Annotated in this window: 14 protein-coding genes; 8 read left to right on the forward strand and 6 right to left on the reverse strand. The window is 62.0% G+C overall.

From position 1 onward, the window contains the following. Positions 1 to 193 precede the first annotated feature (193 nt). Entirely contained in the window at positions 194 to 760 is a 567-nt protein-coding gene (cyaB, locus tag VGN72_06000; protein HEV7298900.1) for a class IV adenylate cyclase, read from the forward strand. 835 nt (positions 761 to 1,595) lie between these two features. Here cyaB and dnaA read toward each other — a convergent pair. The 3 genes from dnaA to VGN72_06015 form a co-directional block, all read right to left on the reverse strand. Continuing rightward, entirely contained in the window at positions 1,596 to 2,957 is a 1,362-nt protein-coding gene (gene dnaA, locus VGN72_06005) for a chromosomal replication initiator protein DnaA (GenBank protein ID HEV7298901.1), read from the reverse strand. A 293-nt stretch (positions 2,958 to 3,250) separates the two neighbouring features. Beyond that, complete coding sequence (locus tag VGN72_06010) at positions 3,251 to 4,135, reverse strand: uracil-DNA glycosylase (GenBank protein ID HEV7298902.1); 885 nt, start codon at positions 4,133 to 4,135, stop codon at positions 3,251 to 3,253. Positions 4,136 to 4,374: 239 nt separating this feature from the next. Further along, on the reverse strand, positions 4,375 to 4,782 hold the full coding sequence (locus VGN72_06015; GenBank protein ID HEV7298903.1) for a response regulator: 408 nt from the start codon (positions 4,780 to 4,782) through the stop codon (positions 4,375 to 4,377). A gap of 311 nt (positions 4,783 to 5,093) precedes the next feature. On the opposite strand from VGN72_06015, the gene VGN72_06020 reads away from it, so the two are divergent. Both VGN72_06020 and VGN72_06025 read left to right on the forward strand, forming a co-directional pair. Beyond that, positions 5,094 to 6,395: a ribonuclease D gene (locus VGN72_06020; GenBank protein HEV7298904.1), complete on the forward strand. Its 1,302-nt coding sequence runs from the start codon at positions 5,094 to 5,096 to the stop codon at positions 6,393 to 6,395. Between the two features lie 164 nt (positions 6,396 to 6,559). Beyond that, positions 6,560 to 6,796 carry a zinc ribbon domain-containing protein gene (locus VGN72_06025; GenBank protein ID HEV7298905.1) on the forward strand — a complete coding sequence of 79 codons (237 nt, stop codon included), beginning with the start codon at positions 6,560 to 6,562 and terminating at the stop codon, positions 6,794 to 6,796. Positions 6,797 to 6,879: 83 nt separating this feature from the next. Here VGN72_06025 and VGN72_06030 read toward each other — a convergent pair whose 3' ends face one another. Both VGN72_06030 and VGN72_06035 read right to left on the reverse strand, forming a co-directional pair. Beyond that, positions 6,880 to 7,902: a Gfo/Idh/MocA family oxidoreductase gene (locus VGN72_06030; GenBank protein ID HEV7298906.1), complete on the reverse strand. Its 1,023-nt coding sequence runs from the start codon at positions 7,900 to 7,902 to the stop codon at positions 6,880 to 6,882. A gap of 187 nt (positions 7,903 to 8,089) precedes the next feature. Further along, positions 8,090 to 8,329 carry a hypothetical protein gene (locus VGN72_06035; protein HEV7298907.1) on the reverse strand — a complete coding sequence of 80 codons (240 nt, stop codon included), beginning with the start codon at positions 8,327 to 8,329 and terminating at the stop codon, positions 8,090 to 8,092. Between the two features lie 207 nt (positions 8,330 to 8,536). On the opposite strand from VGN72_06035, the gene VGN72_06040 reads away from it, so the two are divergent. The 5 genes from VGN72_06040 to VGN72_06060 all read left to right on the forward strand — a co-directional run bounded on the left by VGN72_06040 (position 8,537) and on the right by VGN72_06060 (position 13,482). After that, positions 8,537 to 9,436: a thiamine-phosphate kinase gene (locus VGN72_06040; protein HEV7298908.1), complete on the forward strand. Its 900-nt coding sequence runs from the start codon at positions 8,537 to 8,539 to the stop codon at positions 9,434 to 9,436. A 104-nt stretch (positions 9,437 to 9,540) separates the two neighbouring features. After that, positions 9,541 to 10,668: a glutamate 5-kinase gene (gene proB / locus VGN72_06045; GenBank protein HEV7298909.1), complete on the forward strand. Its 1,128-nt coding sequence runs from the start codon at positions 9,541 to 9,543 to the stop codon at positions 10,666 to 10,668. A 416-nt stretch (positions 10,669 to 11,084) separates the two neighbouring features. Further along, the gene (locus VGN72_06050) at positions 11,085 to 11,528 is read left to right on the forward strand and encodes a hypothetical protein (GenBank protein ID HEV7298910.1); all 444 of its coding nucleotides are present in this window, start codon (positions 11,085 to 11,087) and stop codon (positions 11,526 to 11,528) included. A 95-nt stretch (positions 11,529 to 11,623) separates the two neighbouring features. After that, on the forward strand, positions 11,624 to 12,208 hold the full coding sequence (locus tag VGN72_06055; protein HEV7298911.1) for a YkgJ family cysteine cluster protein: 585 nt from the start codon (positions 11,624 to 11,626) through the stop codon (positions 12,206 to 12,208). Between the two features lie 584 nt (positions 12,209 to 12,792). Beyond that, positions 12,793 to 13,482: a PEP-CTERM sorting domain-containing protein gene (locus VGN72_06060; protein ID HEV7298912.1), complete on the forward strand. Its 690-nt coding sequence runs from the start codon at positions 12,793 to 12,795 to the stop codon at positions 13,480 to 13,482. A gap of 449 nt (positions 13,483 to 13,931) precedes the next feature. Here the strand turns inward: VGN72_06060 and VGN72_06065 are convergent, their stop codons facing one another. Continuing rightward, positions 13,932 to 14,609 (reverse strand): carbohydrate-binding family 9-like protein, encoded by a 678-nt coding sequence (locus VGN72_06065; GenBank protein ID HEV7298913.1) that lies wholly within the window; start codon positions 14,607 to 14,609, stop codon positions 13,932 to 13,934. Positions 14,610 to 14,621 lie beyond the last annotated feature (12 nt).

A 14,621-nucleotide genomic window follows, 5' to 3' on the forward strand; every position in this document is an offset into this window, starting at 1 on the left:
TCCACACGCATGGGCGAGACGCCCATGCCACGGGAAGACCGGTCAAGTTGCGGAGTTCTTGAATCGCTCTGTGCCCTCCGTGCTCTCTGTGTCCTCTGTGGTTCATCCCCTCCCCTTCCCCTCAACGCCGCGCTCGCCTATAAAGTCAGGCCGAAGCTGACCGCATCGAGACCCCCGCAGCCGAAGGATCGTTATGCCCGTTGAGATCGAAGCGAAGATGAAGGTGGACCGTCACGACGCCGTGCGCGATCGGCTGAAGGCGCTCGGCGCGACCGACGCGGGGCAGGTGTTGGAGACCAACGTCTTCTTCGACACGGAGGACCGCTCACTGCTGGCCGGCGACCGCGGGCTGCGCCTGCGCACCGCCAAGAGCCTGCCAGACGGGCCGACGGTCAACACGATCACCTACAAGGGCCCGCGCATGGCCGGCCCGCTGAAGAGCCGCAGCGAGATGGAGCTGAACGTCGCCGACCCGGACGACGCGATCGCGCTCTTCGAGGCGTTGGGTTACATGCGCGTCCTGTCGTTCCAGAAGCGCCGCGAAACGTGGGAACTGGACGGCTGCAAGGTCGAGCTGGACGAGCTGCCCCACCTCGGCGTCTACGTCGAAGTGGAAGGCGCCAGCGAGGCCGACGTGATGAAGGTCCGCGACCGCCTGGAACTCGGCAGCCGTCCGCTGGTGAAGGCCAGCTACATCGCGCTGATGGTGACGTACCTGCAGGACCACCACCTGAAGGACCGGGTGGTGAAGTTCGCATGAGGACCTGCGAAGCGTCCCGCCGCTTCTCTTCTGTAGGACAGGCATTCCTGCCTGTCTCTCCCCCGTCTTATCTCCCCCCGTATTCCCTCTTCTGTGGCACAGGCATTCTTGCCTGTGTCTCTTCTCTCTTATCTCTCTTTGCGCATCCATCGACGGAGAAGAGACGCGAAGGCACGAAGGCGCGAAGGAATCCCGAAGGAGGTTCCACAACCCGATGCCGCCGCGGCGGTCTGGGTAAGGCAAAACGCGAATCCGTGCACCATTATGCACCATTGTGCAACATTGGTTGGTCACGACGGGGGCAAGGATGTCCCCGCGATCGGCTATTCAGTTGTCAAAGAACACGCTATCCATTTCTACGCTAGCGCTGCGCAATTCAGGTTGATCTGGCGCAACACCGTTCGTTTTTCCTTGTGTCTTCCTTCGTGTCTTCGCGCCTTCGTGGCTCCCTATCCCGATTGCGGCAAGCGAAGAGAGACAGACAAGAAGGCGCGCATGGACTGAACGCAACCCTGAGCGAACTCGTCAACCTGAGGTACTCCGAAGGATCTCCTCCGTCCCACGCCGGAAAACCAAGAGATCCTTCGGAGTACCTCAGGATGACGAGCCTTGCGTAAAAGTACGTACGCGCCGACCAGTATGTCGGTCCTCCAGATGTGAATGCGAAGACAGAAGAGACACAGGCAAGAATGCCTGTGCCACAGAAGAGAAGCAGAAAGAAATACGGGGGGAGATGCGAACGGGGGGAGAGACAGGCAGGAATGCCTGTCCTACAGGAGAACATCCCGCGCATCGAGGGCGGAGGAAAAATCCGCTGACCACTGACGCCCGGCCGTTACGCGGTGCCGGTGACTTGGGCTTCGATGTGATTCACCTGCTTGGCGATCTCCGGGTCGTCCTTCACGTCGGCCGTCACCGTGCGCACCGCATGCAGCACCGTGGTGTGATCGCGGCCACCGAAGTAGCCGCCGATCTCTTCCAGGCTGTAGCGTGTGTGCCGGCGGGCAAGGTACATGCAGACCTGCCGTGGAAACGCGATGCTCTTGTGGCGCTTCTTGCTCTGCAAATCGCTCAGCCGCACGTTGTAGTACTTCGTGACGGCGTCGAAGATCATCTGGATCGTCACGCGCGTCTGTTCCGGCGCGGCCGACTCCCCCAGTGCCTGCTTGGCCAGATCAAGATCGATCCGGCCGTCCTGCAACAGGCCCATGCCCTGGATCTTCGTGATCGCCCCTTCCAGTTCGCGCGTGTTGTTCTCCACCTTCGCAGCGATGTAGCAGATCACGTCTTCGGGCAGTGCCAGGCCGCGCATCTTGCTCTTCTTCTTCAGAATCGCGACGCGCGTTTCGTAGCACGGCTTTTCGATGCGCGCCACGAGGCCCCAGTTGAAGCGCGACACGAGGCGCTCTTCCAACTCCGGAATTTCGCTCGGCGGGCAGTCGGCGCTCAGGATGATCTGCTTGTGGCCCTGGTAGAGCGTGTTGAACGTGTGGAAGAACTCCTCCTGCGTGCGATCGCGACCGGCGAGGAAGTGAATGTCGTCGATCACCAGCACGTCCACGTGGCGGTAACGATGGCGGAACGTGTTCATGTCGCCCGTCTCAACGGCGCTGATGAACTGGTTGATGAAGCTGTCGCACGACAGATAGAGGATGCGCGCGTCCGCGTTCGATTCCAATACCTTCTGGCAGACGGCCTGAAGCAAGTGCGACTTGCCCAAGCCCACGCCCCCGTGAATGAACAGCGGATTGTACGCCTTGCCCGGCTCACTCGACACCGCGACGCTGGCGGCGTGCGGCAGGCGGTTGCACGGGCCGGTGACGAAGTTCTCGAAAACGTAATCGGGATTCAGCGGCAACGGTTGGTCGCCGTCGTTGAACACGCCACCCTTGGGCAAGTTCTCACAGTGAAAGCTAACGGCCACCAACCGCCCCGTCGCGGCTTGCGCGGCGGCGGTGAAGGGTTGCTGGCACTGGCTCTGGCAAAAGTTCAATTGCGCCGGCGTCGGCACGACGGCTTGGATGACGCCGTTGGTGAGTTGGCGCGGTTGAAGTTGATCGAACCACACGCGGTTCAGCGTCGGGTGCTGAACGCGGACGATCTGCAGGATCCGTTGCCACAGGGTCGGATCGAAGGCGACGGTTTCCTGCGCACGTCGGGCAATGCCCTCGCGCGGTGGCGTGTGAGTCGTCATCATTTAGGTTCAATCGGACTGCAGGTCTTACCAACCGACGGTGACAAAGTCCCAACCCACCGCCGGGCGAAATATGCTTAGTGCGAAAACGCGAACCTTACCGCGCCAGCCCCTCGCAGACAAAATGTTTTCTCGTTCGATGACACGCATTTGTCGGCGAACGTTTTTCCATCACACAGCGAGCGATCAGGACGGTGCATCGCATTCATACGTTCGTCTTTCCATCGTCACAAGTTCGTGTCGTCGATCGTTAAAAATCGACTGCTAAATTTGCGCACGCGCCGCGACCGATTGTGTCATTTCTCATCGGTGCCCTTGCCCTTCTTCGGTGCCGCCTTGCCGAGCGCGGCCAACACCTGTTGAAGGTCGGACCATACCGCCGCTCGTACCTCTTCGGTGTAGCTACGCAACACGTATGATGGGTGGAACGTCGGCATAAGTTGAATGCCGCGCCACGAGTGCCAATTACCGCGCAATCGCCCCATCGTCTGCTTCGTCTCCAGCATGTAGCGTGCCGCGGGATGACCGAGCGTCACGATGACTTTCGGTCTCACCGTTTCCAGCTGCTTCAACAGGTACGGCGTGCACGCCGCGGTCTCGTCTGGCGCGGGCGCGCGATTTCCGGGTGGCCGGCACTTCACGATGTTGGCGATGTAAACCTGTTCGCGGCGCAGGCCCATCGCGACGATCATCTTGTCGAGCAGTTGCCCCGCCTTGCCGACGAACGGGCGACCGGTCAGATCTTCGTTCTCACCGGGACCTTCACCAATGAAGAAGATCTCCGCGTCGACGTCCCCTTCACCGAACACGGTCTGCGTGCGCGTCTCGCACAGGCGGCACTTCGTGCAGCCACGCACCTGCATCTCGTTCATCGACGCCAGCGTCGCGATCTTTTCATCGGTCGAAAGAATCGGCGCGGTGAACGGCGACTGATCGGGCGTCGGCATCAGTCGCGCCTGCGGATCGACCAGGTTAGCGGGCGGTGGTGTACTGACGGTCGGCTTACGCGTCGCGGGTCGGCCAGACGTGACGGCGACGGACTCGGCCACCGGCGCGCTCGGTCGCGCTGGTTGCGCCCGTTCGATTACCGGCGCGGCCGGGGCCGTGGCGGCTTGGGGCGCAGCGATTCGGTCGGTGCGCACCGCGTCTAACCCGAACGCCCGTTCGGCACGAAGGTGCAAGCTTGCTCGATGTCGGGAAGGGCCGGCCACTCGGGCGCCATCCTAGTGATCGATCGGACTCACACAATGGCCGCTAATGCGCGGGGAAATCCGACGGGAAAGCCCTGTGAACTTAAAGCCCGGCCAAGCCTCATTTAGCCACCGACTTGCCGGTGGTCCCTGCTCAACGAAAGAAATAGCCACCGGCACGCCGGTGGCTATTTGATACAGAAGTATTTGAGTTCAATCGCCCGTCCGCCTCAATGCAGCGTTTTGGCTTCGCTCATCAGGGTCAGAAGGTGGTCGAAGTTCAACGGCTTGCGCAGGAACGGAATGCCGCGCGACTCCAGCACGGTAAAGATCTTCTCGTTCTCGGCGGCCGAGATGACGATCGGGACGATGCGCTTGTCGAGCACGTTCAACCGGCTGATGAGTTCGGCACCACCCATTCCGGGCAAGTCGAGGTCGATCAGCGCGATCTCTGGCGACTGATGACCCGCGTCGACCATTTCCAGCGCCTCTTCCGCCGACGCCACTGCGGTGGGGCGGTACCCGAGCCGCGCGAGCAGGGTAGCGAGCGCGCGGCGCGAGACGTTTTCGTCCTCGACGATCAACACTGAGGCATTTAGCACGTCCACCTCATGAAAACCCTGCTTCAAACCGATCATAGTGCAGGGGTCCTTGCAAAATCGATACCTGCAATCGTCCTGTGACCTTCTTCACTTGTCACATCGGCACGACTCAATAGAAACCTTGCCACACCGTGGTTTATCTTCTGAAAATGGCGTTATTGGACGCGCTGCGGTAGCGGCCGGTGACGGTGAGGGGTCCGGCGCAATGACACGGTTGCCGTGGCACGTCGCACCGACAAGAAGCGCGCCCTGCTTGTTCGGGACGTTCACGATTCCACGCGTCGCCATATGTGCGCAACGCCCGGTGTCGTCTAAGATGCGCGGGCTAAATCTGGAGTACCGCCCGCATGTCGAATGACCCGCAACGCCGTCGAACGTTTGGTCGTGGGGCCCACCGGGCCCGCAATCACGAGTCTGCCCATGCCGCCGAACCCACCATTGCCGGGGCCGCGGCGTCGCACCCGTTGGTGCCGTCGGGCGAGCCAATCCTTATAGATAATCACGCAGATCTTGCGCGTTTGTTACAGACGCTGCGGAACGCGAAGGTCTTCGCTTATGACAGCGAGTTCATCGGTGAACTCACCTATATACCCAAGCTCTGCCTCGTGCAGGTCTGCTGGGCGGACGGCGTGGCCTTAATAGACCCTTTGGCCGGTGACGTCGACGTAACGCCCTTCTGGGAACTGCTGACCGATCCATCAGTTACGAAGATCGTGCACGCGGGCCAGCAGGACGTGGAACCAGTCGCGAGGCTACTGAAGCGCCCCGCTGCGGGCATTTTCGATACCCAGATTGCCGCCGGGCTCGCGGGGCTGCCGTATCCGGTGTCGCTGGCGAAGCTGGTGGGTGAGTTGACCGGCGCCAAGCTCGGCAAGAGCCTGACCTTCAGCCACTGGGACCAGCGCCCCCTGTCCCCCATGCAACTCCGCTACGCCGCCGACGACGTGCGGTACCTGCTGGCCGTCCATGACGATCTACAGAAGCGATTGAACGCGCTGGGCCACTTTGATTGGGCGATGGCCGAGAGCGACGCGATGTGCCAGGTGAACGAGTTCGGATTCGACCCCTCGACCGCGTTTCTGCGCGTGCGGGGCGGCACGAACTTGCCGCCACGTAACTTGAACGTATTACGCGAGTTGACGATCTGGCGCGACGCCTGCGCCCGCCATCACGACCTGCCGCCCCGGGCGTTCCTTAAGGACGAGATCCTGATCGACATGGCACGCCAGCCGGTGAAGTCGACCGACAAGCTCGACCGCGTACGTGGCCTGCCGCGTCCGGTGGAGCACGAGTACGGCGAGCAGATCGTCGCGGTCACGCTGGCGGCGCTAGACGCGCCCGAGACGCAGCTGCCGCGCATCGCCGACTACGAACCGCTACCGTCGGCGCGGTTTCGAGCCGAATCGTTCTGGGCCGCCGCCCAGAGCTTGGCGACTGGTCGGCAGATCGACCCCGCGCTGCTCACGAGCCGTCAGGAGATCGGCGACCTCCACCGCCGGCTTGAGGCGGGCGAGGACGCCAGCGAAATGCGCGTTATGACCGGCTGGCGGCGTGAAGCCTTGGGTGGTCCCCTGCTCGACCTTTACCAAGGACGGCGTACGTTCAGCGCTCGTTGGGTTGACGGTTCCCTGAAGATCGAGGCGATATAGAATGGTTCGGACGGTACGATTGACCAAGGCGTTGCCCACTCGTGCCGGTTCGTCATCCTGGGGTACTCCGAAGGATCTCCCCCCGTATTCGTTCAGGGACTAAAGAGATCCGCCCCCTCAACCGTAACAAGCTTATTTTCTAAATTGCTACCACGAGGCTCCTCATGCCCATCTACGAATACACCTGCGACGCCTGCAAGAAAACCTTCGACCACCTGGCCCGCACGATGACTGCCAGCGCCCCGGTGAAGTGCCCCGAATGCGGCTCTAATCAGACGCAGCGCGCCCTCAGCGTGTTCGCGGTGGGCGCCGAGAGCGCATCGACCTCGCGCACGCCCCTGCCAATGCAAGGAGGGTGTGGTCGGTGTGGCGGCCCCGGCCCCTGCGCGAGCGGCTTTTAGCGCGCATTGTGTAGCCGCAAGCTTGCTCGCGATTATGTTTACATCAACCGCGAGCAAGCTCGCGGCTGAACGGATGGGGCCACTTACGCGCGTCCCAGCATGTCCATCAACGGTGAATCGCTGATCGTGAGCGGCAGGTCGACGCGCCCGCGCGTGCGGCTCGATTCGTACGTCGCGAAGATCAGTTCGGTCGCCTGAATCGCATGGGCGGCCGCCAGTTCGGGGGTGCGGCTGGTGCGCAGGGCGTCCACGAGGTCCACGACGCCCAGCCCGACGGCGTTCATGTCGTTCACCGGTTCATCCCCGGTCAGCGGCTGCCAGTCGCTCATGCCCTTGGCCCAGATGCGGGCCTCTTTGCCGTCGAACTCGATCTGCCCCTCGGTGCCGATCAGGCGCTGCTGGGCCCCAATGTTCGCCTGGTGCCCGGTGACCATCGTGCCGCGCACCTCGTTCTTGAACTTGATGTGCGACAGGCCCTGCCCCTCGCACGGCGCGCCGAAGACGTCCTTGGTGCCGCGCGTGTCGATCTGCCCGATCACCCATTCTGCGGGCGTTTCGGCGTTGTAGTAAAACATCATGTCAAACCAGTGCGTGCCCCAGTCGTACAGGTTGCCGCACGACAGCTCCATGCGCTTCAGCTCTCCGATGCGCCCGTCGCGCACCGCCTGGCGCATCCAGATGAACGGCGTGCCGAAGCGGCGCTGGTGGTTGAACGTCAGCTGCACCTTCAACTCGTCGCAGACCTGCACCATCTCGCGCGACTCGCCGAACGTCATCGCCATCGGTTTTTCGCAGTGGATCGCCTTCACCCCCGCGCGGGCGGCGGCCAGCACCATCTCGGTGTGCAGCTTCGGCCAGGTGCTGATGCTGACGATGTCGAGCTTGGCCTCCGCCAACATCTGGTGGTAATCGGTATAGATCGCGTCACCGCCGAGGTCCTTCTGGAACGCCTCGGCGTTCTCGCGGTTCAGGTCGGCCAGCGCCGCGATGTGACATCCGGCCTTCAGGTACCCCTTCGCGTGCTCGCGCGACATGCCGAAACCCGTCGCCCCCTCGCTCTTCCACGGCCGACCACAACCAATGATGCCCACGCGAAGCTGATCCATGAGTTGATTCCTCTAAGAAGTGTTTCCGCCAATCCGATTGGGACAAAAGCCTACCCTCGAACGCGTTCCAATGGAAAGAGGTCGGCGCAACGGGATGGCGTTGCGCCGACCTCTTCACGTTGTGCGTGAAATTGGAGGAACGCCCGTCATCATCGACCGGCGACCCAATTCCGACACGGGCGGGTCGTTAGTCCGATCCGGCGACCTTCACGAGCTTGTTGTACAGGCCCAAGATCAGGAACGTCGGGGCCCATTGGCCGACGAACAGTGCCTGGTGATCCTTGCCCATGATCTTCAGCGTCAAGCTGGTGGCGATGCTGGCGCCGGCCAGCCACAGGAACGTGTCGGACGGCAGCTTGGCGGTCTGTTCCTCGATCGTTCGGGCGACGACGCCTTCGCGATGTTCCGGCGGGGTAAACGTGCGCATGACTCACTCCTTCGTGAAAGTGTTTCGACAACGCCCAAGCGGGCAATGCCCTACACGTTGCAATCGTGATGCCGAAGCAATCGCATAGTGCGAAAAGCCGTTTACCGCTGCTGAAGATGACGAGTTGTCACGGTAAAAGGCTGCATCATGACGTAACGGTCGTCATCGGGAATCTGTCGGGCTCCTTCGTTACAATTGGCCGTACCCATGGCCGGTGAGTTCGACTTCATCCAGTGGATCAGCACCCAACAGCGGCCGGACCGGCGCGTGCCCGTGCCGATCGGTGACGACCTGGCCGCCGTGGTCTGGGATGGGAGCGACCTGCTGCTGGTGGGGGTCGACCAAGTGCTGGACGGGCGGCACTTCGACGCGAAACGGCATTTGCCGGCGCAGATCGGTCGTAAGGCGATGAACCGCAACCTGTCCGACTGCGCCGCGATGGCGGCGCTGCCGGCGTACGCCGTGACGACCCTCGCCCTGCCGGCCGACGCGTCGATCGACTACGCCCGCGCGCTGTACACGGGCATGCGCGACGCCGCCGCCGAGTTCGGGTGCGAGATCGTTGGTGGCGACACCGGCTCCTGGAACGGGCCGCTGGCGATCACGGTGACGATCCTCGGCCGATCCGCGGGCGTTGCGCCGGTCACGCGGGGTGGCGCATCGCCGGGCGACTTTCTCTACGTCACCGGACCGCTTGGCGGCAGCATCGGTGGGCGGCATCTGACCTTCTCGCCGCGCGTTGCGCTGGCGCGCGAGCTGGCGACGCGGTTCCGCATCACGTCGATGATCGACATCAGTGACGGCCTGTCACGCGATTTGGGCCACCTGTGCGCTCAATCACGCTGCGGCGCGGTCGTAGACGCCGCTGCCGTGCCGGTGCATGACGACGTGCGATCGCTGACGTTTTCCGATCGATCGCCATTGGAACACGCGCTGCACGACGGTGAGGATCACGAACTGCTCTTCACCAGCCCCGATTCCGTTCCGCCCGAACTGGCGATCCGCATCGGTCAGGTGACCGAAGGGCGTGAGCGCGTGTTACAGGATGGGGACTTGCTGCGCCCCCTTGAGACGCGCGGGTGGGAGCACCGGTTGGGGAGCTCCTAACGACAACCGCTACTTGGCGCTGAAGCGGCAAGTCCGGTGGCACGTGAGGTCGTGACACGGTGTGGGCCCACGTTACACTAGGGGCTTACGGAACCCCCAAACCTATGGAATCGCTCTCGCCTGCCCCATCGCCACGCCAGTCGCTGAAAGCCGTTCGCACCGTTGTGGTGAAGCTGGGAACGCAGCTGCTGAACGACGCGTCGTCGCGCCTGGATGCGGCGTTTCTGGCCACCATCGCCGCCCAAATTGCCACGCTGGCCAGGAATGGCGTGCATGTCTCTATCGTCAGTTCGGGCGCCGTCAGCGCCGGGCTGCGCGAGCTGGGCCTCGACAAGCGCCCCGTCGACCTCGCCAAACTGCAGGCGGTGGCCGCGGTGGGCCAGCGGCGGTTGATGGACGCCTGGGCGGCGGCGTTCGCGCCGCACGACCTGCACGTGGGGCAGGTGTTGCTGACCCGCGAGGACGTCGACGACCGCACCCGCTTCCTGAACCTCCGCAACACGATTCACGCGATTCACGAGCTGGGCGCCGTCCCGGTCATCAACGAGAACGACACCGTCAGCACCGATGAAATCGTCAAGATCACCTTCGGCGACAACGATATCCTGGCCGCGCTGGTCGCCAACGCGCTGCGGGCCGACCTGCTAGTTCTGCTAAGCGTGGTTGACGGCATCCTGGACGCCGACAGTCAGCCCGTGCGGCTGGTGCAGAGCATCGACGCCGCCCGCGCGCTCGTGCGCACCGAGAAGTCGGCGCTCGGCAAAGGTGGCATGAATTCGAAGGTAGAGGCCGCTCGGGCCGTTACGGGTTCGGGTGAAGCGATGGTGCTCGCCAACGGGCGCATGCCCGACGTGCTGCCGCGCATCCTGGCGGGCGACGAGGTCGGCACGCTCTTCGTACCCGCGCCCCGCAAGCGATCGAGCCGCAGCCGCTGGATCGACAGCGTCCGCCCTGCGGGCATTGTGGTGGTGGACGAGGGATGCGCCGTCGCCCTATCGAAAAACAAGAGCTTGCTGGCAGCGGGCATCGTGAAAGTGGATGGCGACTTCAAGCCGGGGGACGTGGTCGCGATTCAGACTTCGGACGGAAAGATTTTGGGACGCGGCTTGTCCAACTACACCGCGCCCGACGTCGAACGAATCCGCGGCAAGAAGTCATCTGAGGTGCGTGCCCTGCTGGCAGAGTCCGCTTATGACGAGGTCATCCATCGGGACAACCTTGTGATGATGTAATGGATCGGCCCGCCTTTCCGGAGCACGTCTAGTAGGCCCCAAGAAGTCCAGCGTCTCCCCTTTCTAAAAGCTAGCGGATAAAAACGCTGTCGGCTTGCGCTTGTCATCCCGATGGGAGGCTTGCCGACCTGAGGGATCTCGACTGACTCACGGTGCGGGCCGTGGGAGACCCCTCAGGTCGCTACCGCTCCCCTAGGGATGACGGGTTGGGCCTTTTCGCAGGGTCTCATCCTCCAGCCTTAAGTCACTGGGATAAAGAAGATCTAACAGGCGTCTTCCCAAGAAGCTGCCCTCCCCATCAAAAACTTCCGCCGTCCAACCTTTGCTCCGCTCGCGTGTCTATCATCTGACTGGGTGATGGCCTGATGTCTGGTCGTCGCCGCGCATCCGGACCGCGACACAAAGGAGCGTGCGACATGCGATACGTAGTATTGGGTTTGCTCGCGCTGATGCTGGTGCCCGCAGCGGTGCAAGCGGGCGACCGCCACCGTAGCAGCAGTGGGTTTTCGGTGAACGTGGGCCACTCCGATCGCTGGGGTGGCCACTCATCGCGCAGCGGCTTCGAGGCCTCGATCCGTTTTGGCAGCGACCGATACGAGCGGAGCAGCCATCGTCGGTACGATTACGGCCGCCGCTACGATCACGGCCGATACGACCGCGGTCACTATGGGTACGACCGTCACTACGGCAGCCGCTACGACTACTGCCCCCCACCGGTGATCGTGGCCCCGCCACCACCGGTGTACCGCCCGCCGGTCGTCATCTATCGCCCGGCCCCGGTCTATTGCCCGCCGCCAACGTACTACGCCCCATCGCCGCGGTACTACTACCCGCAGCGTGAGTATGGTTACCGTCGATAAGCGGATCAGTCCGACCGCGACGATTGATAGAAGAGGATCGCTCGATTTATCGGGTGATCCTCTTTCCGTTTTGGTACCGCAAGATGCTCGGCGCGATGTTCATCGACGTATGCCGGGGCTATGATGCCGTGATGCAGTTGCCCGTGTTGCCCCCATCCACCGACAAGCCGAAGAAGGACCCTTGGTACGCCGACGGCCTGCAATTCACCTGCACGCAGTGCGGCAACTGCTGCACGGGCGGTCCGGGCTTCGTCTGGCTGACGACCGACGAAATCGTGAAGTTGGCGGCCTACCTGAAGATGACGCCGGAGGAGACGGTCGAGCAGTACTGCCGAAAGATCGACGGAAAGTTCAGCCTGACCGAGGTCCGCAATGCCGCCGGCAATTACGACTGCGTCTTCCTGAAGGACGTGCCCGCGGCGCGATCTGGCAAGGGCGGCGATAACGCCGAAGGCGTTCAACTGACCAAGCGTGGTTGCAGCGTGTATCCCGTGCGCCCGTTGCAGTGCCGCACGTGGCCGTTCTGGCCGGAGAATTTGTCGAACAAGCGCACGTGGACGGCCGCGTCGCGCAAGTGCCACGGCATGAACGTCGGCCGATCGTTCTCGATCAACGAGATCCACGCCGTGCGCGATGCTAATGATTGGCCGAAGAACCCACCGACCAGCGCCAAGCGATAGTCGCGATAATCCCCTTAGCGAAGATTTCCCACCACAATCATCGTCTGACGTCCTACTCCACATTCCCCCGATTTTCGCGCGCCAAGCTTCCAGACCCATCGACGTATTTCTATTCGTTCGGCAGTCGTGCTGCTTTTCTTCGCAACGTTATCCCTCGCGCCCAAATCTGCTCGCCGCATAAGCAAGCCTCAAGCCATATATAAAGTTCAAGTTAGGCTAAAGGGAAAGTCCTTAGGTGCAAAACGAAAGAATGATATGGACACGAACCCAATCGCCTTGTAGTTTTCGCCAGACATTTGATTTGCAACCAAATCAGATGTCCCACCAACCGCAGAAGCGCTCGGCACCGTCGCTGGAACATGGCGTCGGCTACATCTGAATCAGCGAGTGTTATTGGGAACTTCGGAACCTAACTTCCGGAGTTTACAGAAACGTAACACGACGCTGATTCGTCCGAATTGAACAACTTGTATAAGTCCCTCCGTCCGCTCGGCCGTGTGTGCCAAGCGGACGGAGGGTAAGCCCTGTATTGAAGTAACTAGGGTAGAGAACCCGTATGCCCCGAGAGGGGCGGGAGAATTGAGATGATCGCAAATCTGAAGTTTGTTGCCGCGGCCGCCATTGCTAGTATCGCTCTTTCGTCGGCCGCCAACGCGGCAGAATTGCTTGGCTTTAACACGGCCGGCAACGCTGGCACGGAGACGACGGAACCAAGCGTCTCGAACGACCCGCTTTTGCTGCCGTCAACTTTGACGCTTGGCAGCGGTATCACTCCGACTGCCAATGCGAATCGATTTGGCGGCAACAACTTTTTCGATACGGGCGATACGAACCCGACAACGCTCGCTGAATCGATCGCCGGGAACGACTACTTTCAGTTCACGGTCACGCCAGTAGCGGAAGCTTCGTTCACACCGACCAGCTTTGACTTTATTTTCGACTTCTCAAGCACTGGTCCAAACAGCGTCGCCCTGCGGTCGTCGGTCGATGGGTATGCTGAAAATCTCGGTCAGTTGACAACAATGACCACCTCGACTGTGACGTTCAAAAGCATTTCCATTTCAGGACTAACCGATTTGACAGCCGCGACGACCTTCCGCCTGTATGGATTTGGCGCGACCGCAACGACTGGCACGGGTGGGTTAGATGCGGCGAACGGCCGTACCACCCCGAATGTCATCCTTAACGGCACGGTCACCGCCGTCCCCGAGCCGGCCAGCCTTGGCCTGCTCGCCCTTGGCGGTCTGGCCGCCCTGCGTCGTCGTCGCGCCTAAAGGCGAGTGACTAGGTTAGATATTCCGACAAACAAAGAACGCCGACCCACTATGGGTTGGCGTTCTCTGTTGTCAGGGTGGGTCACTTTAGGGATTCCAGATCTATCTGACACGTCGTCCTGAGAAGGTGTCACGGATCCGATCGCGGCTGCCTTTCCGTGGCATGGGCGCCAGAGCCCATGCGTGTGGACTGGAATGAGCAATTTCATCGGTTGGCTGCTGCGCCGACCAAGCCGCTGCAACCAACGCTGTCTTGGGGCACCACCACGAGCATGGGCGGGACGCCCATGCCACGGTCGGAGCGGACGCGGCGCCGCTCTCTAACACCCTCTGAGGTACTCCGAAAAATTCCCTCGTGTTCATTCGTGGGATGGAAGAGAGCCTTCGGAGTACCTCAGGATGACGACGCGCAAGCATCATCCGGATCATACCACATCCGAGATGTCCCATTACTCAAACATCACTTCCCCGAAATACCGCGGCTGATGAATATTCAGTTCCTCCCCGATCGGTGACCAGCTAGCCCAGTGGGGATGGCTGCTGGCGTCGGCGCATTTGTAGAAGTTGGCGCGCCAGCGTTGGCCGGAGAGGTTGCCCAGGTCGCCGGCGTAGGCCTCCAGCACGGGCAGCGGAATCAGGCAGCCGATCCACCACTTCGTCGGCTCGACCATCTCCGGCCAGACGGTGCGCGGCAGCGATCGGCTGATCGATACCCGCTCGGCCAGCTCGGGTGATACGGGCGTCTGCTTCGCCAGGCCGCTGCCGTCGGGCAGGCGGGTGGGGTCTTCGATATAGCGGACGAGCAGCGTGCCGCCTGCGTTGATCTCGAAGTTGAAGTAGCCCTTGCCCGCCACCGGTTGGACGAAGAATTCCACGCAGCTGTCCTCCCACACGCGCCCGCCGTACTCGGTGGCGCGGCTTAGGACGTAGCGGTCGTCGACCTTGAACTTCAGGAAGATCGATCGACCATCATGCATCACCCGCACGCGCGTTCGCGGGTGGTGATCGCTGCTGCGGGCGTGGAACTGGTCGATGTTCGCAACCTCGGCAGCGCCCCAGACGCTCCCGTCCCAGTTGAACTCGTCGAGCAGGCCCGGCGGGACGGATTTGACGGTGTAGGTCTTCAAGTCTCGAACCTC

The organism is Tepidisphaeraceae bacterium (assembly GCA_035998445.1).
Taxonomy (GTDB): Bacteria; Planctomycetota; Phycisphaerae; order Tepidisphaerales; family Tepidisphaeraceae; genus DASYHQ01.

Bases quoted from the DNA above. Each gene is read 5' to 3' on its own strand.
- cyaB (HEV7298900.1), top strand. From the start codon at position 194: ATGCCCGTTGAGATCGAAGCGAAGATGAAGGTGGACCGTCACGACGCC.
- dnaA (HEV7298901.1), bottom strand. From the start codon at position 2,957: ATGATGACGACTCACACGCCACCGCGCGAGGGCATTGCCCGACGTGCG.
- VGN72_06015 (HEV7298903.1), bottom strand. From the start codon at position 4,782: ATGATCGGTTTGAAGCAGGGTTTTCATGAGGTGGACGTGCTAAATGCC.
- VGN72_06020 (HEV7298904.1), top strand. From the start codon at position 5,094: ATGTCGAATGACCCGCAACGCCGTCGAACGTTTGGTCGTGGGGCCCAC.
- VGN72_06025 (HEV7298905.1), top strand. From the start codon at position 6,560: ATGCCCATCTACGAATACACCTGCGACGCCTGCAAGAAAACCTTCGAC.
- VGN72_06030 (HEV7298906.1), bottom strand. From the start codon at position 7,902: ATGGATCAGCTTCGCGTGGGCATCATTGGTTGTGGTCGGCCGTGGAAG.
- VGN72_06035 (HEV7298907.1), bottom strand. From the start codon at position 8,329: ATGCGCACGTTTACCCCGCCGGAACATCGCGAAGGCGTCGTCGCCCGA.
- VGN72_06040 (HEV7298908.1), top strand. From the start codon at position 8,537: ATGGCCGGTGAGTTCGACTTCATCCAGTGGATCAGCACCCAACAGCGG.
- proB (HEV7298909.1), top strand. From the start codon at position 9,541: ATGGAATCGCTCTCGCCTGCCCCATCGCCACGCCAGTCGCTGAAAGCC.
- VGN72_06050 (HEV7298910.1), top strand. From the start codon at position 11,085: ATGCGATACGTAGTATTGGGTTTGCTCGCGCTGATGCTGGTGCCCGCA.
- VGN72_06055 (HEV7298911.1), top strand. From the start codon at position 11,624: ATGTTCATCGACGTATGCCGGGGCTATGATGCCGTGATGCAGTTGCCC.
- VGN72_06060 (HEV7298912.1), top strand. From the start codon at position 12,793: ATGATCGCAAATCTGAAGTTTGTTGCCGCGGCCGCCATTGCTAGTATC.